Here is a 20,189-nt window from a genome sequence, read left to right on the forward strand (position 1 = left end):
CAATGTAAGGAACACATGCAAGAATTACGCACCTTGCTCGATTGGCTACGCTATAGCGCGAGCGAACTCGCCCGTCACGACGTGTATTTTGGTCATGGGACCGATTCGCCGCTTGATGAAGCGGCTGCTTTGGTGCTTGGTATGCTATCGCTGCCTTATGACCTCAGCATGGATTACTTTCATGCCCGAGTGACTGAACAAGAAGCCGCCATGCTTGCAGGTGCTTTGCAACGCCGTATTCATGAACGCGTACCTGTACCGTATATCACTCAGCGCACCCTTTACGGCGGCTATGATTTTTATGTCGATGAGCGGGTGCTCATTCCGCGTTCGCCAATTGCCGAGTTGATTGAGGAAAAATTGGCGCCTTGGTGGCCGGCAGAACAAGCGCCTGAGCGAGTGCTCGATTTGTGCTGTGGCAGTGGTTGTATTGGGATTCTTGCGAAAATGGCGCATCCTGAAGCGGAGGTCGTGCTCGCCGATATCGATGAAGATGCGTTGGCTGTTGCTGAGATCAACATCGACCGATTCGGCATGCGCGATTGCGGCATTGAAACCCTACAAAGCGATGGCTTTAGCCAGGTGCAAGGGCAATTCGATTGGATCTTATGCAACCCGCCGTATGTGGAAGCGCCAGAAATGGATGAGATTGCGCCAGAGTTTACCCATGAGCCGTTACACGCGCTAATCTCTGGCGAAGACGGACTGAACCTCACCCAGCAATTGCTTGCGCAAGCCGCGGATTACTTGACCCCAGAAGGGGTGCTGATTTTAGAAGTTGGGATGACAGACTACTTACTCGAAGAAGCTTACCCTGAGCTGGATTTTAGCTGGATCGAATTTACTCGCGGTGGGCAGGGCGTTTGTGCGATTAGCGCTGATGAGCTGATGGCGTGGCGTGAGGCTGGACTGGTGTAGGTAGTTAAATTTTTGTTCATGTTGCTGTAAATTCGTCATGTTATGCTGAATATGTCTTTAAAATACATGGGTATAAAAGACAGAAATACACGTAAGGAGTTTAACTATGAGCAGTATTGCAAAAGTCACCGAAGTCATCGCCGTTTCTGAAAAAAGCTTTGATGATGCGGTCAAAGAGGGCGTTAAGCGCGCGAATAAAACCTTAAAAAATGTCAAATCAGCCTGGGTATCAGATCATAGCGTGGAAGTAGAAAAAGGAAAAATCATCGCCTATAAAGTACGCCTGAAAGTGACCTTTGTATTAAACGACTAAGCGTTTAAATCATAGATGAAAGCACCACCATTGAGTGGTGCTTTTTTATGTTTAAAATTTTCACTAATGTTTATCATGATTTGAAAAATTAGCATTTTATTACATCATTATTTTATGAGGTCACATACTGATTTGTAGCTTACCTTAGTGTTAGAATTTCAAACTGTATTTAAATATAGTCAAATACATCCAAATTATCATTAATCATCTGTTCCATTATATTATTGAATTATTTCTAATCTTCCCTCTATTAAATATTCCCATATAACTCCAGATTCGATTTTTTTCTTCCTTCGGGCGTTGGTAATTCTAGTTCAATATTTCCAATCCCATTCCAATAGGAATGCCAAATTTTATCTTGTGTTTCCTGATCAAGCATAGAAATGCTATTTGCAGTCCGTGCTAGAGAAATGATTTCCATATTGACTTTTACTACTCTGTTAAGAGGGTTAGGTAATAGCTTAAATTTACGTATAGTTGATATATCCCAATGATAGTTTTCACATGCTTTTAGGTAGGATTCACTATCAGCGAATGCATAGCAAGCAGATAGCCGTGAGGGATATATTGGATGATGGGATTGTCTATATATTTCACAAATATATTCAGTTCTGTAATTTGAGGTTATATTGTTGTTGAACATTGATAGAGCTTCTACGTCAGTATTCTGATTTGGAACAAATGGTAAATAGTCCACAGTCCTATTTAAATATTTATCACGGAATTCACCTATAGACTAAAAAATATGGTAAAAACTCGTTTAAAAGCTCATGTTTTCATAGGTCTTTATAGAAGCATAAGAATAATCGACTGTTGTAAATATAGTTTGGCTTAATTACGCACTAATTTAGTCATTTATTCAACCTTAAACGTATCGCTGTTTTTGTCTTCGATCCAGCGGTATTCGATGTGATTAGCGATTGCTCTTGCGCAGGAGTTTCCATATTGGTCGCTGATAAAGCCTAATGTCATATCCATACCGGCGCTGACACCTGCTGAGGTGTAATACTTGCCATCGACTACCCAGCGCGTGTGTTTATTCCACTGCACGTTCGCACCTTGACTTACCGCCCAGTGAAACGCTTTTTTGTTTGTGGTGGCGTGTTTGCCATCGAGTAATCTCGTTTTAGCGAGCAGGGCGCTGCCTGTGCATACGGTTAAAACATATTCGCTATGCTCGGCTGCAGTTTTGATCGCTTTAATGAGTGCTGAGTTATCTACTTCTTCTCTTGTGCCTTTACCGCCAGGGATAAACAAAATATCTGCGCTATAGTTTGTGGGATCAAGCCGTTTTGTGGCTATCGATACGCCGTGATGATTGCTGATCATTCCACCTGTGAGTGAATAGAAGGTGAGGGTGTATTGATCGCTTAATTGTCCAAAGATTTCTACCGGCCCAAAAACGTCTAGCGTTTCAAAATCGGTAAAAAGGATGATTGCGACGTTCATGGTATGAGTCTGGTGGTTATTAAAAGGTAGGGCTTGCTAAATATTACCTTAAAATAAAAATACAGCTATAACTATGTGACGAGGTTGTGACAGGGTGGTCAATTAGAGTGATGGATAGGGTGTTTATAGATAAAAAAGAAGGCACCGCTTGTGCGATGCCATCTTTCTTATCGAACCTAGGATTTAGGCTTTAGCAAATTGCTCTGCAACGTAATCCCAGTTGACGACTTTCCACCAGTTCTCGATGTACTCAGGACGGCGGTTGTTGTAGTTCAGGTAATACGCGTGTTCCCAAACGTCTAAGGCGAGGATTGGTGTGCCTTTAACGTCGGCAATATCCATCAATGGGTTGTCCTGGTTTGCTGTGCTGGTTACAGCAAGTTTGCCATCTTTAACGATCAGCCATGCCCAGCCTGAACCAAAGCGTGTGGCTGCTGCATCAGCAAATTCTTTTTTGAATGCATCAAGGCTGCCAAAGGCGCTGTTGATCGCTTCGGCTAATTCACCTTTTGGTTCTCCACCGCCATTTGGGCTCATTGAGTTCCAATAAACGATGTGGTTGTAGTAGCCACCGCCGTTGTTGCGAACCGCGCCGCTTTGGGTAGAAATGTTGGCGAAAATCTCTTCTAGCGATTTATCGGCTAAGTCCGTGCCTTCAATCGCCGCATTAAAATTGTTGCAATAGCCTTGGTGATGTTTGTCGTAGTGCAAATGCATGGTTGCGGTGTCGATCACCGGCTCAAGTGCATCATAGGCATAAGGTAATGCAGGAAGTGTAAAAGACATGATGACTCCTTATTAAAAGTTTACTAGATTGAGTTTATGTTTGATTTCATAAATTATAGGTTATAGCGATTAAATGCAAGGCTTATGGCTAAATGGCAATCTCATTTTATCTTCTTTATTCGTTATTTGATACGCATTATTTGTTGTTTTTATAGGTTTTTTTTCTAACGAGTCATAACGTTTTATAAGCAGCTAATGCGGCTTTACGGCTGCCTTTAATATCCACCATCGGTTGTGGATAATCCGTGTGTGTCCAAGGAGCGAAACATTGTTTTGCGCTGAGACCACGCAGCTCGGGTAACCATTGTTTAAGATAGTGCACCTCAGGGTCAAACTTTTCTGCCTGAGTGAGCGGATTAAAGATACGGAAATACGGCGCTGCATCCACGCCACAGCCGGCAACCCATTGCCAGCCGAGAGTATTGCTCGCGATGTCTGCGTCGATCAAAGTGTGCATAAACCACTTTGCGCCCGCTTGCCAATGCAGGCGTAGGTTTTTCGTCAGCCAAGAGGCTGTCACCATACGTACGCGATTATGCATCCAGCCGGTCGTCCATAGCTCACGCATACCGGCATCCACCAACGGTACGCCGGTTCTGCCTTGCTGCCATGCACGAACCCAATCTTGATGCTCGTTCGCTTCGCGCCAGTTAAAACTGTTGAATTTACTTTGGAAGGGCGTGTGCGCGGTGTCTGGAAAATGATAGAGGATGTGGTAGGCGAATTCACGCCATAATAATTCACGGATAAAATGCTCACTGTCTTCGCCGGTAGCGCTCTGGTGCTTGTTGAGTAAATGAAGCACTTGTTTGGGTGAGAGAGTGCCGATGTTGAGATAGCGCGAGAGTTTGGATGTCCCTTGAGCTTCAGCGGGGAAATCTCGCCGTGAACTGTAGCCATTTAACCGCGTTGCAAACCAATCTGCCGCGTGGCGAAGGGCGGCTTGTTCCCCAGCTTGATCTATTTTGAGTATGGCGCTCACCCAAGCTGGAAGCACGGGAACCTGCTTGCTGATCATACTTTGGTTAATTGGGTCTTTTGCAGCGCTTAAAGAGCTTGGTGCCGATAGGGGCTCGCTGATATCGTTAAGTTGCACGCGTAAACGTTTACTAAATGGCGTGTAGACGCGATAAGGCTGGTCGCTTTGGTTAAAGCTGCGTGGATCAAATGGCTCAAAAAGCACGTTGCCAGGGCTACTATGCACGACAATATTATGGGATTGTAGTTGGGTTTTGAGTGATCGGTCGGCCGCGATACTCTCTGGATCATAGCGGCGATTCCAAAACACCGCGTTGATCGAGCTTTTGTTGATGGTATCAAGTAACACATGCGGCTCAATGCGGCACAACGAGCCGCCAAGTTGTTCAATAGCGCCGCTAAGTTTGGCTAAAGCCAGCGCACGCCAAGCATCAACCGCGCTTTGTGATTGCTCTTTATCTGATTCATCAACGTAGGCTAAATACAGCGGCGCTCTTTGGGCTTGTGCTGCGCGCAGCGCTTGTTGTAAAGTCGGGTTATCGGCAAGTCGTAAATCATGGCCACGAAAGAGATATAACGTGGCCATGAGGCTTTAGTGGTTGCCGTTTTTATTGTGTCGGCGAGTGGTGTGTTTGCGGTTTGCCGGGCGTTTTCCGCCGTTATTGTTACGGCCGTTGCCGCGACGATTGCCTGATTTCTCGCGGCGTTGGCGCTGCTCGTCTTTTAGTGCAGCTAGTGCTTCGTCGCTTGGCGGGATGACATCAGCGAGTAAGTCGTCGTCGATGGAAACAACCGGGACTTTGTTCTCAATGTAATGCTCAATTTCTGGCAAAGAATAGACGTATTCTTCGCAAGCAAAACTGATCGCTTTACCGGTTGCGCCAGCGCGTGCGGTACGGCCGATGCGGTGTACATAGTCTTCAGCGACTTGCGGTAGGTCGTAGTTGAACACATGGCTGACATCAGGAATATGCAAGCCGCGCGCGGCAACGTCGGTGGCGACCACAATATTGGTTTCGCCATTTTGGAAGCTTTTGATCACTTGCTCGCGTTTTTTCTGCGCAATGTCGCCAGAAAGGGCAGCATTCGGATAACCGTTAGCTTCAAGGACTATGCTTAGGCGCTCTAAATCGCGCTTGGTATTTAAGAAAATAATGCTGCGCTGCGGTTGCTCTTTAGCGAGCAGGCCTAAAAGCAGCGGGGTTTTTTCGTGTTTCGCAGTGTGGTACAGCGATTGTTCGACGTTATCAGCGGTTGGATGATCGGCTTCGATGCTTACGGTTTTAGGCGCATTGAAATGCTCATAGGCTAATTCTTGCACTTTTTGCGCCATCGTTGCGCTGAATAAAAGGTTTAGACGCTCTTTAGCTGGTGGCATTTGCTTAAGCAGATAGCGCACATCGTCGATAAAGCCTAAATCAAACATGCGGTCCGCTTCATCAAGCACACACACGTCAATATTCTTTAAGCGGAACACTTTTTGTTTGTATAGATCGATGATTCGCCCAGGGGTGCCGATCACGATATCGATATTGGTCGCTGCAAAAAGGTTTTTCTGGTGTTCGATGTTTGTCCCACCATAAACTGCGAGGCTCTTAAGGCCGGTATAACGGCCCAGTTGGTCGGCGTCTTTTTTAATTTGAATCGCGAGCTCACGAGTCGGTGCGACAATAATCGCCCATGGGCCTTTGGCTTTTGGGTGCACCGGGTTGACCATCAGGTATTGCAATAAGGCGATTAAAAAAGCAGCAGTTTTGCCGGTACCTGTTTGCGCCAAACCCATCACATCGTGGCCTTTAAGCGTTAGCGGCAGGCTTTGTTCTTGGATGGGGGTGGCATGGGTTAAACCCGCATCCTGTAAGGCTTCTTGGATGGATGCATGCAGGGGAAGATCAACGAACGCTGTGTTCGTGGTGTGTTTTTCTGACATATAGGGTGTTATTTTATTCCGATATTAGACTTTAATTTGCCGCAATTATAGCACGTCAGCGCTATTTAGGATGATATACTGCTTAAACTTGTGAACAAGCAATAAAGGATAGGACTATGCGGGTGGCTCTTTTATGTTCAATGGCATTATTGTTAGGCGCTTGTGGGTTTATTAAAACTCAATCGCTCTATGAAGTGCGGATGACTAGCGGTGAACGCTTATATGCGGACAATCGCCCCTCGCTGGATGATGGTTATTACACCTTTTATGATGTGAATGATCAGAAATACATTATCCGCGAGAACTTGGTGTTGTTTATCGAACCAGCCAAATTTAAGAAGTGACGGGTTAGAACATGTCAGGCAAAACCCCTCTTGTGCGTGTGAGCTGTGAGTTCTTTCCTACTTCGACTGATGAAGGCGCTGAAAAGCTTGATGGCGTTCGTCAGGCGTTGTCTGTGTTGGACTGTGAATATTTTTCTGTCACCTACGGCGCAGGCGGTAGTACACGCGAACGCACGCTACAAACGGTGCGCCGTATCTTAGACGAACAAAGTACAAAAGTGATGCCGCATTTAACCTGTGTGGCGGCGAAACGCAGCAACATTGAAAGTATTCTCGATATTTATCAGGAATGGGGTGTGACGCAGTTGATGGCGTTGCGTGGCGATATGCCTTCAGGGATGTACCAAGCTGGCGATTTGCATAATGCGCGTGAGTTGGTTAGTTTGGTGCGCGAGCGTTGGGGAGAAACGGCGAAAATCTATGTCGCGGCTTATCCAGAGATTCATCCGCGCTCGAAAACCCCCGAAGATGATTTGCGTCATTTTAAAGATAAAGTGGACGCAGGCGCGAACGAGGCAGTCACTCAGTATTTTTATAACGTTGATGCGTTTTTGCGCTTTCGCGATGATGCGACGCGTATCGGCGTGGACATTCCGATTGTGCCAGGTGTGATGCCGATCACCAATTACAAACAGCTCGCGCGATTCTCTGATATGTGTGGGGCGCAGATTCCACGCTGGATCCGCAAGCGCTTAGAAGCGTATCAAGACAATAAACAAGATTTGCGGGCTTTTGGCGCTGAAGTGGTGGCGACGATGTGCGCGCGTTTGATTGATGAAGGAGTTGATGCGCTACATTTCTATAGCATGAACCGCGAAGATGCGGTGCTGGCTGTGGCGCAAGAATTAGGTTGGGTGGGGCAGTAATCCCACCTGAACGGAAGGATTTTTATGGCTAAATCGTTATTGCGGTCGTCAGCGGTTATTTCAACAATGACCATGGCGTCCCGAGTCTTGGGCTTGTTGCGCGATATTTTCCTCGCGCGTTATTTTGATACCACAGTCACTGACCCATTTTTTGCTGCACTGCGTATCCCAAATACGTTGCGCCGCTTTTTTGGTGAAGGCGGTTTTGCCAATGCGTTTGTCCCGGTGTTCTCGGCAACAAAAACCGAACATCCGGATAAGCTTAAAGATTTGTTGCGTAACACATCGGGCACGCTGTTTACTATTCTCTTGGTGATTACCATTCTCGGGATGGTCTTTTCAGGCGCGATTGTGTCGTTGGTGGCTTATGGTCTAAACGACAAACCGCAGCAGTTTATTTTGGCCAGCGACATGCTGCGCATTATGTTCCCTTATATTCTGTTGATCTCGCTCACTGCGATGTGTGGTGGAGTGCTCAACACCCATGGACAGTTTGGTGTGCCCGCGTTTACACCTGTGCTGCTCAATGTAGCGATTATCGCGGCGTGCTTATGGCACTACCTGCCCGGCCAAGGGGCGATGGTGGATCCGCTGATTTTGGCTTGGGCTGTATTATTGGGTGGGGTAGCGCAGTTAGCGCTACAGCTGCCATTTTTATGGCGACTCGGTTTGTTGGTGCGGCCAAAATGGGGCTGGAAACATAGCGGTGTGCGCCGAATTATGAAGCTAATGGTGCCGACCTTATTTGGTTCATCGGTGGGGCAGTTAACGATTTTGGTCAATACCTTCCTTGCTTCATTATTGGCCACTGGGAGTATTTCCTGGCTGTATTATTCCGACCGTCTGGTGGAGTTTCCAATTGCCCTGATCGGCGTGGCGCTTGGTACGGTGATTTTGCCAAAGCTGAGTGCGTTGAACGCTGATGATAACCCGAAAGCTTTTTTTGAAACCCTCGATTGGTCGCTAACCTGGGGCTTGTTGATCGGTAGCGCCGCTTCTATGGGGCTGTTTGTACTTGCGCCAACCATTTTGCTGACGCTGTTCTATGGTGGGCATTTCAGCGATTATGATGTGATGATGACGACGATGAGTTTGCGTGCGTATGCCTTTGGTGCTTTTTTCTGGATTTTGGTGAAAGTGCTGGCACCAGCATTTTATTCCCGTCATGACACAAAAACGCCGGTTAAAGCTGGGTTGGTGGCGATGGGCTGTAATATTGTGCTCGCGCTGATACTTAGCCAATACTGGGCGCATGTCGGCTTGGCTGGAGCAAGCGCGCTCTCGGCGCTGATTAATGTGGCGATTCTGGTGTGGTTGCTGCATGGTGAAGGGGTCAAGCTGCTTTCGAGAGTATGGAAATTTTTAATCCAAATTGTGTTAGCCAATGGTGCGATGGCCTCGATGCTTGTTTATTTGCAAGGCGATTGGGCGCTGTGGCTTGCTGAGAGCTTTTGGTGGCGCATAGGGCACTTATTTCTGCTGGTTGGCTGTGGTATTCTTACCTATGTGTTAGCTTTGCGGCTACTGGGTGTGCGATGGAATCAACTGAGATTGGGGAAATAGTGTGAATAAAATTGTGTTCGGTATCAGTTTGCTGGGGATGGTAGTAGCTACGCAGGCAGAACCTTTATTTAACGCGGTAGGTAGTAATACCAACACAGCATCTCCGGCCAGTCAGCCCGTTGGCGAAAACGCACAAGCCATTACCGGATTGAAACTGATCGAGATTGATATCCAAGGGATTGAAAACGAAGAACAAAGAAAAAATGCCTACCTGTTTTTAACCCTCAATCAGGTGGTGAATGAAAATATTAATCGCCCGGATTATGTGAACTTTTTGATTGAAGATGGTGCTAAAGAGATCGCCGAATCACAACAGCCCTTTGGTTATTACAATGTGCGGGTCGATTCAAAGCGTGAGCAAAGCAGTGAAGGATTAATCGTTCACTACACTGTGTCTCTGGGTGAGCCGACGCAGTTGACCAACGTTGATGTGCGTTTGAGCGGTGAGGCGCAAAATGATCCACCATTTGTTGAATTATTAAACGATAACCCGTTGGCGGTTGGTCAGCAGCTTGATCATAAAGCGTATGAAGAATATAAAGCGCGCTTTAAGGCGCTTGCCAGCGCGCGCGGCTATTTCGATGGCCAGTTTGTCGAAAAACGCATTGGCATCAACCCACAAAATAACAGTGCAGAAATTACCCTGCATTTTGACAGTGGTGAACGATATAAATTCACAAACGTTACTTACAACCAAACCGAGCTGACCCCAAATTTATTACAGCGTTTTGTGCCCTTTAGCCCAGGCCAGCCGTATACCTCAAAAGATGTCGCCACGCTGCAGCAAGATTTACAAGGTAGTGGCTATTTTAGCCAGGTACTGGTTGGTGGTGATCCTGATCCGGTGAGCAAAACGGTTCCGGTGGATGCGCAGCTGGAAATGAACAAGAATAAACGCTATCTTATCGGGCTTGGTTATTCGACTGACCAAGGTCCACGGGCGAAATTTGAGTTCAATTGGCGTTGGGTGAATGAACGCGGTCATACTTTTGATGCGAAAACGTTTATCTCAGAAAAGGATATGAGCCTCGATGCGCTTTATCGTATTCCAAGCGATAACCCAACCACAGATTACTATTATCTGCGTGGTGGTGGGCATTATAAAGACAATGATGACTATCGCTCGAAGCGCGCTTTTGCTGAAGGCGGTTATAACTTCCGTCGCGATAAATGGGAACATCGCTATGGCTTGGTGACTGCCTGGGAAGATTTCCGCATTGGCTTGGATCAAGCAGACACCTTGCTCCTTTATCCTCAAGCGCGCTGGACTTACACCTCAACCGAGGATCGCTTAAACCCTGATTCTGGCTATCAAGTATCGCTTGGATTGAAAGGGGCGACCGATCAGCTGGTTTCAGATGTGTCGTTTGTGCAAGCTGATTTGCGTGCGCGCGGCCTGTATTCATTCAATGAACAGCATCGTGTGATCGGTCGTTTTGATTTGGGTGGCTTAGAAACCAATGATTTTCATCGTTTGCCGGTGAGCTTGCGCTATTTTGCTGGTGGGGATCGCTCTGTGCGCGGTTATGCATTTGAGAATATTGGGCCGCGCGATGGTTCTAATACCAACATCGGTGGGCGCTATTTAGCGGTCGGTAGTGTGGAATATGAATACTACTTCAAGCCGGATTGGGCGTTAGCGGCGTTTGTTGATGCAGGCGACGCTACAGATAAAGACTTTGATTTTAAAGTTGGTGCTGGCGTTGGTCTGCATTGGCGCTCACCGGTTGGGCCGATTGATATCGATGTGGCACATGGCTTTGATAAGAATGTGGGCGATAATGTTCGCCTGCATTTAACGATTGGCACGGAGCTTAATTTATAATTTATGCGTGGTTTATGGCGTGGCTTGTGGCGGATCACAAAATGGTTGCTGATAACCATCCTCTGCTTATTGATCGTGCTATTTGCGGCAGTGTTTTATCTGACCGGCACAGAGCATGGCTATCGCCAAATCCCCAAGCTGGTGAATACATTCACCAGTTATCGAATTGATTATGAATCATTAAGCGGTACATTTTGGTCTGAGCAAAGCTGGCGAAAGCTTAAGGTCAGCGGCCCAGCATTAGATTTACAAGCCGAAGAGCTGAGCTTAGATAATGCAACCGCGTTGTTTGCAAAAAAAGTGGGGATTGCGAGCGCGACGTTTCGTGATGCCACTATCAACTTACACCCGCAGGAAAAACCCCAAGAAGAGCAAAAAGAAGGGGGCATTCCCGAATCGTTACCCGATTTACGCCTACCGGTTGATATCGTCTTCCATAATATCGGTTTAGCACGTGTCAGCATCACTCAAGATGACGTGCCGATGCTTGAGATTCATGAAGCAAATGTAGATGGTGCGTGGCTTGATGGACAACTCGAGCTCACTGGTGATGTGGATACTGATCGTGCGGTGGGCGATCTGTCTGTCGCGATACAAACGTATGCCGATTATCCATTGGATATTAATCTTGATGCCGGGTTGGTTAATGACGAAGGTGCGCAGTATCAAAACGTTGTGCTGCGCGGTGAAGGCAGCGCGCTTAAGCCGAATTTAACGATTAAAGCCAGCGGTGATGCGAGCTTAGATGCTTCGTTAACCGGGGTGATTGATTTAGCGGCGCGTCAATTAGATGCGCGCCTTGATTGGCAGGAATTCAGCGCCGCAGAAGGCGCGGTTGCGAGCCCTTCCGGAGTGTTAACCTTGGGTGGGGCGTTTGATGATTTAGCGATTGTTTTAGATAGTGAATTATCGGGGGCGGGCGTACCGACCACTCAGCTTCGCGCACAAGCCAATCTTGGCGCAGACAAACTGCATAATATTGATGTGCTCGCTAAGTTACTCGATGGCGAAGTGCGGCTCCAAGGTGAGGCAGGTTTTGCTGAGCAGCCAAACTGGCAAGGCGAGCTAGCGATTAGCGGGATTAACGCCAGTAAATACGATGAAGCCCTTGATGGCACGATTAACGGTCGTTTGACCACCCAAGGTGAGATGACCAGCGATGGTTTGCATGCGGATGTTTTGGTTGAATCGCTTGATGGGCAGTGGCAGGGGCAACCGGTAAGCGGTCAGGGGCTGCTTGCGTGGCGTGGTGAGCGTTTAAACGCTGAAGATTTTCAACTTATCTTTGCCGGTAATAGCTTACGTGCAAATGGTGGCTTAGGGGGCAGCGACGATACGCTCAATCTAGATATCGAGGCCAAGCATTTGGATGCCGTGGTGGCGGAATTATCTGGGGATGTAAGTGGAGATATTGCGCTGAGCGGTGCGCTTGATAATCCACAAGTTAAAGGGGCGATCGATTGGCGCGATATTGCTTATCAGGGTGCGTATCAATCAGAACAAGGCAAGCTCACCCTTGATGGTGTGCTCAATGCGCTCAATATTCAAGCTGCATTGGTCGCTAGCGGCAAAGATTTACCGCGTAGTGATATTAACGCATCAGTACTCTATACCCCAGAGCAAGTGCGTGATGTTGATGTTACGCTTAAAGCTGGTGATGGTTCGGCGCATATTAGTGGGGCGGTTGATTTAACCCCGCAGATTGCTTGGGACGCAGAAATCACCACCGACCATTTTGATCCTGGGCTGTTCCTTGAAGGCTATAGCGGCAAAGTTGATGCCAAGATCGTTAGTAAAGGAAATGTCAGCGCGCTTGGCGGGGTTAATGCGATTGCTGAAATTAAATCGCTTGATGGCCAGTGGTTTGGCGAAGCGTTAAGCGGCGGCGGCACGGTTACTATTGAAGATAATAATCTCCGTTTAGACGGTTTAGCGCTTGGTATCGGAAACAACAAATTAAGCTTGGGTGGCGCCTTTGATGGCGAAAAGCTCGATTTTGATGTGGACGTTGATGGGCAAAATTTGGCCACGCTTTATGCACCACTTGCAGGTACGTTTAGCGCGAAAGGCCATATTGGCGGCACAAAAAGCCAACCACAGGCCAAACTCGATGTGTCGGCTAAAAATATCGCCTATCAAGATTATCGTGTGCGAGCGCTTGAAGGCACGGTCGATACATCGTTAGAGCGTGATGGCGCGTTTGATAATGTGATTAAGATTGATGGCCTAGATTTGGTAGGACAGCGTTGGGAAACGGTCCGCCTAACCACGCAAGGGATTTACCAGGACCACGCGCTTAAATTTAGCACCAGCGGTGGCGAAGTTAATGTGGATATGAACGCTGAAGGTGGCCTGAAAGGGCTTGATGCGTGGGCAGGTAAACTCAATGCGCTCACAATCAAAGGCGAAGGGCTCGACTGGAAACTCACCAAACCAGCCGATGTAACGCTGTCACCCAAAGCGGTCGCGCTCAATCCGTTTTGTTTGAGCGATCCACATTCGAATTTATGCTTAGATATCGCCTATGCTGAGCAGGCGACAATCAACTACGACATCGCCAAACTATCGCCGAAAAGCTTTGCGTATTGGTTGCCGGATATGATCTCGCTCGGCACAGAGGCAAGCGGTAAAGGCACGATCAATATCGATCAGGCAGGCGCCATTAACGGAACAGCGAATATCGCGCTCTCACCGGGTCAGATTCGTATTAGCCCACAAGATGGTGCACCGATCACCTTGCATCTGCAAGAAGCCCAGGCAAAAGCGGTATTTTCAGGCTCTGAAGCGAATGTTGGCATGGCTTTGTCGTTTAGAGATGCGGGAGAATTTATCCTTGATGGTAAGGTGAATAACTTCAGCGATCCGAGTATCGCTGGGCGCTTGCAAATGGATGTGCCAGATGTTGGTAAGTTTAAATACCTCGTGCCACAAGTCAGCGAATTACAAGGTCGTGTTCAGGGCGATCTGCGGTTTTCTGGTAAAGCTAGCGATCCGGCAATCGGTGGACAGATTATTTTGGATGATGGTCGTGTGGTTATCCCAGAATACTCCACCGAGCTTAATGACATTCGCTTGGAATTATCGGCCAGGCAAAGCGGACAGATTGATATCTTAGGTAATGTTGGTACACCAGAAGGGGCGCTTGATATCAATGGGGCGTTGAATTTATCTCCTTTGACGCTCAATATGAACCTAAGCGGCGATCGCTTACTGCTTGCGGATGCTGAGACAATGCGAGTGGTGGCATCCCCAAAGTTTGATGTGGTCATCGACCCTGATACAGGGATCACGCTTAATGGGGATGTGCTGATTCCTGAGGCCAAGATTTCGATTCCTGATACTTCATCAGGTCGCAGCCTTTCTGAGGATGTGGTGATCGTTGGTGAGGATAAACAAAATGCCCAGGAAAAGCTTGAAGAAACGCAAACGCCGTTTAACGCCAAAATTGGTTTGCAGCTTGGCGATAATGTGTATTTTAAAAATAAAGATGTTGATATTCGGTTGCTTGGCGGCATTAATATCACCATGTTGCCCAGCCAGCCCATCACTGCACGTGGCACAATCTCGATCGCCAGCGGGGAATATAAACTCTACGGTCAGGAGCTCAATATTGAGCGTGGGGATGTGGTTTTTTCCGGGGGGAATATCGCCAATCCCTACATCAATTTCCTAGCGCTGCGTGAAGTGGAAGATGTGAATGTTGGGGCTGAGGTTAAAGGCAGCGTGGATACTTTGCAGCTGACCCTTACCTCGACGCCGATTATGCCTGATTCAGCAATTTTATCGTATTTATTATTTGGACGATCGCCTGATAGCGGCACCGATGCTAACGCCTTACTACAAGCGGCAGGAAACTACGCCGTGGGTGGCTTGGTGTCTGATGAGATTACCGAAAGCACAGGCTTGGATGTGTTTGATCTCGGTATCAGCGGTTTAGAAGCCGGTAAATATCTCGGTGAAGATATTTATGTCGGTATGCAAAGCGATTTCTTTAATGCAGTCACCGAGTTTATTGCCCGCTACCAATTCACTGATCGCTTAAAAGCTGAAGCGAGCACCAGTGGCGATGTGCAGGCAATCGATTTCATCTATGAATTTGAAACGGATTGATCGAATTACGGTATTCGTTATTGCGGTTGCCACATTTTTAAGCGCCTGCAGAGCACAATTGCCTTTGTCTCATGAGACAGATTTCAATGGTTATTACGCGAGTAGCGCGTACGTACAGCGCGATCAAGGTGCAGATTGGATCGCTGTGTTCGTTAAAGCGCAAAGCGATCAGACTATGGATATCACGGTGCGTTCACGTGCTGATGTTAAAAAACCAGCCACTTGTGCATATAAGGCAATAGCGCAGAAGGTAGCGCAGGGCGTGTATCAATCATCGTATAAAGACACGACCATTCGTTATCACTTTAGCGAAGCTCAGTTGGAGATTGAAATTCCGAACGCAGAATATGCTACATTAATTCAAGATTTTTGTTCAGGTGGTGCAACCCTGGCAGGCGTTTATCACAAAACTAATGACGTAATCGACTAAGGTGCATTTAATAGCGCACATTTACCTGACAGCAATCATTGGCTATGACCAAAACGCTATAATCTTCTTTGCTTAAGCTGGAGAAAAAACTATGAAGGCAACATTTTTATTGGTGGCAACAAACCTTGGCGTGATGGCCGTGCTGGCGGTGATTTTTGAGCTGTTTGGTATCAACCAAGCCTTGGCACAGCAAGGCTCGAGTAGCTGGAGCTTTTTGGCTTTTGCCTGCATTTATGGCTTTGCGGGTTCGTTTATTTCCTTGATGCTCTCTAAAGGCATGGCCAAAAAACAAATGCGTGTGCAGCTGATTGAAAACCCGAGTAATGATACTGAGCGTTGGTTAGTTGAAACCGTACGTCGCCAAGCTGAAAAAGCTGGTGTGGGTATGCCGGAAGTGGGTATTTTTCAGCAACCATCTCCGAATGCCTTTGCCACTGGTGCGAATAAAAATAAAGCGTTAGTCGCTGTGAGTACCGGTTTATTGCAGCATATGAATGCTGATGAAGTGGAGGCTGTGCTCGGGCATGAAATGGCGCACGTGAGTAATGGTGATATGGTGACTTCAGCGCTGATTCAAGGCACAATTAACAGCTTTGTGATTGTTTTTGCGCAAATTATTGCCTCGATGCTGAGTCGTGGTAGCAATGGTCGTAGTAGTAGAGCGGGCTATTTTGCCACCTATATGGTGCTACAAATGGTGCTGGGCTTTTTAGGCTCGATGATTGTGATGTGGCATTCACGCCATCGCGAGTTTAAAGCCGATGCTGGTGGCGCGCATTTTGCGGGTAAGCATAAAATGATTGCCGCATTAGAAGCCTTGCAACGTGCGCAACAGCAGGGCGCAGAAGGGGCAATGGCAAAGGATTTCAAAGCGTTTGGTATTGTGCCGATGAATGGTCTATTCGCCACCCATCCACCGTTAGAAAAACGCATTGCGGCGCTTAAATCGCTATAACTGACGTACTGGCGCTACCTGAATGTATTGAGGTAGCGCTTGAATCAATCTTTCTCGATGTCTTGTAAGAATTGCGTGAATAGCGTGGATAACGTAGGCATCGCATCATGGAGCATATGATCGCCAGCAATGAGATGCAAGCTGGCGTTAGTTTGGCGCGCATAGCGCACTGAATGTTCGTATAAAATCACTTCATCATCCCAACCATGCACAATACTGATCGGTGCATCTAAATCGAGCGGGTAGCGTTGGTTTGTATAACGCGGCACAAAGAGCGCCGGGGCAATCAAAAATACCCCTTTAAGCTGTTGACAATGCTTAGCCGCAAGGATTGAGGTATAACCGCCCATCGATGAGCCAAGTAATACGATCGGTTCTTCTAAGGGCTCAACCAAGTGGATTAAGCGCTTTAAACGTTCATCAGGGTCTTGGGTGTCGCTATCATTCACGCGATGCGTGGTATGGCCTAATTGCTCAGCACTGCGTGCTAAGTAAACCATTTTTTTCGCGTTTGCTGAGCTGCCGCGACCGTGAGAAAGAATGATATGCATGGGTGTCCCTTAGTTAGGATGATAACGGATCTATTGTCGCAGACGGGTCAGCTAAATCAAGTCTAATCGTGTATTCACTGCCTATTCTTAATGGCTTATTGAGGCCTTTGTCGATAGACTAAGCGCAGTATTAATCTTTTCATCAGGTGTTCTCGTGAGTCACAATAGTCCCAAGCAGATTCTCAATCATATTCATGAATTGCTCGAGCGCCACGATTTAGAAAATAAGGTGTCAGCGCGCCAAGCCGAGGCAAAAAATATGCCGGTGATTGAGCACTTGCTTGAGCGTCGGCACAACCAGGAAATCCGTCGCTATGTGTCACAATTGCACTACGCGGATATCGCGGATTTACTCGAATCATTGCCGCTCGATGAGCGCCGTTTGATTTGGCATATGGTCAGCGGCGAGATTGATGGTCGTGTGCTGTTAGAGATTTCTCCAGCTGCAAGAGATAGCTTGATCGCGGAATTAGATGAGGCGGAAGTGGTGCAAATCGCCACCCAGCTTGATTCTGATGAGTTGGCAGATATCACGCCACTTCTGGATGACGACACAGTTGATGAAATCATCGAGGCACTCGATGAACAGGCGCGTGAAGAATATGACAAGGCGCGCCACTATCCGGAAAATCAAATCGGCGCGCTAATGGATTTTAATCTGTTGAAAGTGCGCGAAGACGTGTCGTGTAAAGTCGTGTTTCGTTATTTACGCCGTTTTAAAGAATTGCCAGATCAGGCAGATAAAATCTTTATCGTTGATGATTACAATACGCTACTCGGCGCACTATCGATTCGCCGCTTGCTGACCAGCAAACCCAAAGCAATGGTGCGTGATTTATACAACCGCGAAACAGTTACCTTTCACGCGCATGATAACGTTGAAGAAGTCGCGAATGCGTTTGAGCGCTATGACTTAATCACCGCCGCAGTGGTTGATGAACATCATCGCCTGATCGGGCGAATTACCATCGATGAAATGGTTGATGTATTGCGTAGTGCCGGTGATGCCGATATGCTCGGTATGGCCGGGGTGAGCGTGATGGAAGACTTGTTCTCACCAGTCGTTGATGCGTTTAAATCGCGTTGGTTGTGGTTGGTGATCAACCTCTGTACGGCATTTTTTGCTTCACGCGTAATCGGGGTGTTTGAAGGCTCGATTGAGAAAATCGTTGCGCTCGCTTCATTGATGCCGATTGTCGCTGGGATTGGCGGCAATGCGGGGAATCAAACCATCACCATGATTGTGCGTGCGATGGCGCAAACCGTCTTTAGTTGGGCGCAAATCCGCGAACTACTGATGAAAGAGATTAGCGTCGCCTTAATTAATGGGGTTATTTGGGGCAGCTTACTCGCGGTGATTACCTATTTCTTATACGATAACCCGATGCTTTCTTTCGTCATGCTGTTAGCCATGACGCTGAACTTATCGTTAGCGGCGATCATGGGGGTGATGATCCCTTCAATCATGCAGAAAACCGGCCGCGACCCGGCGCTAGGTTCTAGTGTATTAATCACCGCGTGTACCGATTCTGGCGGCTTTTTTATCTTTCTAGGGCTAGCGAGTTTGATGCTGCTTTAAGGGCTTTTATAAGAGATACAATGCGCTAAATCTGCACTGTAGTGATGTTAATAACGTATTACCAAGTGCTGGGAAATGCCCATATGTTGTCATAGCCTTGTTGGCTGAGTAGGGCAGCTGCATAACGTGTACGACCACCGGCTGCGCAAACGAGTAAATAGGGTGTTTCTGGGTTGAGATGTTCTGCCGGTTGCTCTAATAGTTCACCCATAGCAATAATCACATCGGCTTGAGGTAATGGACGTAGCGCAGATTCTTCTTTATTGCGGATATCCACGATACAAAAACCGTCGCTTTTTGCTTGATCAATACTGTGTGGGTAAATCATAATTTTACGCTTAATTCAAAATACTGGTCATCATACGCGTTTTAAAATAATTTGTATATTCATATAATTATCGTCTATTATGGATTATTCACACAACTGGGAGACGATGATGAGAAAGCAAACATTGTTATTAGCAATGGCCGCAGGGTTAGCAAGTTCAGCGGTCTTGGCAGAACAAACCATCAATTTATCGTATAACGGCGCAGCGGATGCACAGAAGAACGCCGTACACGCGTTTGCTGAGAATTTGCAGCAGTTAGTGGAAGAAAAAACCAATGGGGAAATCACACTCAAGCTTTATCCCAATTCCATGTTAGGCGAAGAAGAGGCTCGCATGGAGCAAACCATGACGGGTCCAAATCTTAATATCGCTTCATTTGCCGGTATCTCGCCTTTAGTTCCAGAAATCTATGTCAGTGCCACGCCATTTATGTTTGCTGACTTTGCTGAAGCGCGCGCATTTTTTGATCAAGGCAGCTATTGGCAGATGGTTAAAGATGCACTGAAAGAACGTGCTGGCGTTGAGATGTTAGCTGTTGTAGAAGAAGGTGGTTTTTTAGCCTTTACCAATAATGAACGCCCAATTCATGAGCCAAAAGATTTTGAAGGATTACGTTTCCGCGCAATGGATCCAAGCCAAGTCGCTTTATATGAAGCCTTTGGTGCATCTGGTACGCCTATCCCTTGGACCGAAGTCTATATGGCATTAAAAACCAGCGTGGCTGATGGGCAAATGAACCCACCAATGTATATCATTATGGGTAGTTTATACGAAGTTCAGAAGTATCTGACTTTGGCAAATATTCAATATTCCGATCAGTTTCTTGTAGGTAATGCCGCAATGTTAGATAGTTGGGATGATGCGACACGCCAGGCATTTGACGAAGCCGTTGCTGAGGCAAACGAACAGGCTCGAGCAGCTAATGAAGCGCAAGTGGAAGAACGCATTGCCTACTTGGCAGAACAAGGAATGGAAGTGATTCGTCCAACGGATGAACAACTTGAAGCTTTCCGTAAAACCGCGAGCCCTGCTTATCAAGACTGGTTACAAGAACAAGATATTGCACAAAGCTATTTGGATGCAGCTCAGGCAGATGTTGCGAAATAGCACTCAATCGACAGGGTACTTTAGCGATATGACAGATATGTTCTGTTTATCGCTCAAGGTATCCTGTTTATTTCTAACAGGCTTTTGACGCATGCTTTAGGCCTTTCCGTATAACGCTAGTAATATATTTTTATGCGACAGAAAATCTTGGAAATG

Annotated in this window: 17 protein-coding genes; 11 read left to right on the forward strand and 6 right to left on the reverse strand. The window is 47.1% G+C overall.

The genetic code is table 11. The annotated features are described in order from the left end of the window. The first annotated feature begins 15 nt into the window (after positions 1–15). Together prmB and L0B52_RS09300 are read left to right on the forward strand one after the other, a co-directional pair. Entirely contained in the window at positions 16–918 is a 903-nt protein-coding gene (gene prmB / locus L0B52_RS09295; protein ID WP_235064438.1) for a 50S ribosomal protein L3 N(5)-glutamine methyltransferase, read from the forward strand. Positions 919–1,024: 106 nt separating this feature from the next. Next, complete coding sequence (locus tag L0B52_RS09300) at positions 1,025–1,231, forward strand: dodecin family protein (RefSeq protein ID WP_235064439.1); 207 nt, start codon at positions 1,025–1,027, stop codon at positions 1,229–1,231. A gap of 855 nt (positions 1,232–2,086) precedes the next feature. Here L0B52_RS09300 and L0B52_RS09305 read toward each other — a convergent pair. The 4 genes from L0B52_RS09305 to L0B52_RS09320 all read right to left on the reverse strand — a co-directional run bounded on the left by L0B52_RS09305 (position 2,087) and on the right by L0B52_RS09320 (position 6,374). Further along, positions 2,087–2,680 (reverse strand): DJ-1/PfpI family protein, encoded by a 594-nt coding sequence (locus L0B52_RS09305; RefSeq protein WP_235064440.1) that lies wholly within the window; start codon positions 2,678–2,680, stop codon positions 2,087–2,089. Between the two features lie 183 nt (positions 2,681–2,863). After that, complete coding sequence (locus tag L0B52_RS09310) at positions 2,864–3,466, reverse strand: superoxide dismutase (protein WP_235064441.1); 603 nt, start codon at positions 3,464–3,466, stop codon at positions 2,864–2,866. Between the two features lie 172 nt (positions 3,467–3,638). After that, complete coding sequence (locus tag L0B52_RS09315; protein WP_235064442.1) at positions 3,639–5,030, reverse strand: deoxyribodipyrimidine photo-lyase; 1,392 nt, start codon at positions 5,028–5,030, stop codon at positions 3,639–3,641. Between the two features lie 6 nt (positions 5,031–5,036). Next, the gene (locus L0B52_RS09320) at positions 5,037–6,374 is read right to left on the reverse strand and encodes a DEAD/DEAH box helicase (protein ID WP_235064443.1); all 1,338 of its coding nucleotides are present in this window, start codon (positions 6,372–6,374) and stop codon (positions 5,037–5,039) included. Between the two features lie 116 nt (positions 6,375–6,490). On the opposite strand from L0B52_RS09320, the gene L0B52_RS09325 reads away from it, so the two are divergent. The 7 genes from L0B52_RS09325 to htpX all read left to right on the forward strand — a co-directional run bounded on the left by L0B52_RS09325 (position 6,491) and on the right by htpX (position 16,467). Continuing rightward, positions 6,491–6,718: a YgdI/YgdR family lipoprotein gene (locus L0B52_RS09325; RefSeq protein WP_235064444.1), complete on the forward strand. Its 228-nt coding sequence runs from the start codon at positions 6,491–6,493 to the stop codon at positions 6,716–6,718. An 11-nt stretch (positions 6,719–6,729) separates the two neighbouring features. Beyond that, positions 6,730–7,584, forward strand: a complete 855-nt coding sequence (gene metF, locus L0B52_RS09330) for a methylenetetrahydrofolate reductase [NAD(P)H] (RefSeq protein WP_235064445.1) — start codon at positions 6,730–6,732, stop codon at positions 7,582–7,584. 24 nt (positions 7,585–7,608) lie between these two features. Beyond that, on the forward strand, positions 7,609–9,147 hold the full coding sequence (murJ, locus tag L0B52_RS09335; protein WP_260088528.1) for a murein biosynthesis integral membrane protein MurJ: 1,539 nt from the start codon (positions 7,609–7,611) through the stop codon (positions 9,145–9,147). Position 9,148: 1 nt separating this feature from the next. Further along, complete coding sequence (locus tag L0B52_RS09340; protein ID WP_235064447.1) at positions 9,149–10,972, forward strand: autotransporter assembly complex family protein; 1,824 nt, start codon at positions 9,149–9,151, stop codon at positions 10,970–10,972. Positions 10,973–10,975: 3 nt separating this feature from the next. After that, positions 10,976–15,082, forward strand: coding sequence for a translocation/assembly module TamB domain-containing protein (locus L0B52_RS09345; protein WP_235064448.1), 4,107 nt, complete (start codon positions 10,976–10,978; stop codon positions 15,080–15,082). Then, positions 15,063–15,512, forward strand: a complete 450-nt coding sequence (locus L0B52_RS09350; RefSeq protein WP_235064449.1) for a hypothetical protein — start codon at positions 15,063–15,065, stop codon at positions 15,510–15,512. The genes L0B52_RS09345 and L0B52_RS09350 overlap by 20 nt, the downstream gene beginning before the upstream one ends. A gap of 91 nt (positions 15,513–15,603) precedes the next feature. Then, entirely contained in the window at positions 15,604–16,467 is an 864-nt protein-coding gene (gene htpX, locus L0B52_RS09355; RefSeq protein WP_235064450.1) for a protease HtpX, read from the forward strand. A gap of 44 nt (positions 16,468–16,511) precedes the next feature. Here the strand turns inward: htpX and L0B52_RS09360 are convergent, their stop codons facing one another. Continuing rightward, the gene (locus L0B52_RS09360; protein ID WP_235064451.1) at positions 16,512–17,018 is read right to left on the reverse strand and encodes an alpha/beta hydrolase; all 507 of its coding nucleotides are present in this window, start codon (positions 17,016–17,018) and stop codon (positions 16,512–16,514) included. A 154-nt stretch (positions 17,019–17,172) separates the two neighbouring features. On the opposite strand from L0B52_RS09360, the gene mgtE reads away from it, so the two are divergent. Further along, the gene (mgtE, locus tag L0B52_RS09365; RefSeq protein WP_235064452.1) at positions 17,173–18,597 is read left to right on the forward strand and encodes a magnesium transporter; all 1,425 of its coding nucleotides are present in this window, start codon (positions 17,173–17,175) and stop codon (positions 18,595–18,597) included. 58 nt (positions 18,598–18,655) lie between these two features. On the opposite strand, the gene L0B52_RS09370 is transcribed toward mgtE, so the two are convergent. Then, positions 18,656–18,925 (reverse strand): rhodanese-like domain-containing protein, encoded by a 270-nt coding sequence (locus L0B52_RS09370; RefSeq protein ID WP_235064453.1) that lies wholly within the window; start codon positions 18,923–18,925, stop codon positions 18,656–18,658. Positions 18,926–19,031: 106 nt separating this feature from the next. Between L0B52_RS09370 and dctP the strand changes: the two genes are divergently transcribed. Further along, on the forward strand, positions 19,032–20,033 hold the full coding sequence (gene dctP / locus L0B52_RS09375) for a TRAP transporter substrate-binding protein DctP (protein ID WP_235064454.1): 1,002 nt from the start codon (positions 19,032–19,034) through the stop codon (positions 20,031–20,033). The last annotated feature ends 156 nt before the right edge of the window (positions 20,034–20,189 follow it).

The sequence above is a fragment of the Suttonella sp. R2A3 genome, assembly GCF_021513215.1.
Lineage (GTDB): Bacteria > Pseudomonadota > Gammaproteobacteria > Cardiobacteriales > Cardiobacteriaceae > JAHUUI01.

Excerpts from the sequence above, each read along its gene's own strand:
- L0B52_RS09345 (WP_235064448.1), top strand. The coding sequence starts at position 10,976 with ATGCGTGGTTTATGGCGTGGCTTGTGGCGGATCACAAAATGGTTGCTG.
- metF (WP_235064445.1), top strand. The coding sequence starts at position 6,730 with ATGTCAGGCAAAACCCCTCTTGTGCGTGTGAGCTGTGAGTTCTTTCCT.
- L0B52_RS09320 (WP_235064443.1), bottom strand. The coding sequence starts at position 6,374 with ATGTCAGAAAAACACACCACGAACACAGCGTTCGTTGATCTTCCCCTG.
- L0B52_RS09305 (WP_235064440.1), bottom strand. The coding sequence starts at position 2,680 with ATGAACGTCGCAATCATCCTTTTTACCGATTTTGAAACGCTAGACGTT.
- murJ (WP_260088528.1), top strand. The coding sequence starts at position 7,609 with ATGGCTAAATCGTTATTGCGGTCGTCAGCGGTTATTTCAACAATGACC.
- dctP (WP_235064454.1), top strand. The coding sequence starts at position 19,032 with ATGATGAGAAAGCAAACATTGTTATTAGCAATGGCCGCAGGGTTAGCA.
- L0B52_RS09350 (WP_235064449.1), top strand. The coding sequence starts at position 15,063 with ATGAATTTGAAACGGATTGATCGAATTACGGTATTCGTTATTGCGGTT.
- L0B52_RS09315 (WP_235064442.1), bottom strand. The coding sequence starts at position 5,030 with ATGGCCACGTTATATCTCTTTCGTGGCCATGATTTACGACTTGCCGAT.
- L0B52_RS09360 (WP_235064451.1), bottom strand. The coding sequence starts at position 17,018 with ATGCATATCATTCTTTCTCACGGTCGCGGCAGCTCAGCAAACGCGAAA.
- L0B52_RS09300 (WP_235064439.1), top strand. The coding sequence starts at position 1,025 with ATGAGCAGTATTGCAAAAGTCACCGAAGTCATCGCCGTTTCTGAAAAA.
- htpX (WP_235064450.1), top strand. The coding sequence starts at position 15,604 with ATGAAGGCAACATTTTTATTGGTGGCAACAAACCTTGGCGTGATGGCC.
- L0B52_RS09325 (WP_235064444.1), top strand. The coding sequence starts at position 6,491 with ATGCGGGTGGCTCTTTTATGTTCAATGGCATTATTGTTAGGCGCTTGT.
- prmB (WP_235064438.1), top strand. The coding sequence starts at position 16 with ATGCAAGAATTACGCACCTTGCTCGATTGGCTACGCTATAGCGCGAGC.
- L0B52_RS09370 (WP_235064453.1), bottom strand. The coding sequence starts at position 18,925 with ATGATTTACCCACACAGTATTGATCAAGCAAAAAGCGACGGTTTTTGT.
- L0B52_RS09310 (WP_235064441.1), bottom strand. The coding sequence starts at position 3,466 with ATGTCTTTTACACTTCCTGCATTACCTTATGCCTATGATGCACTTGAG.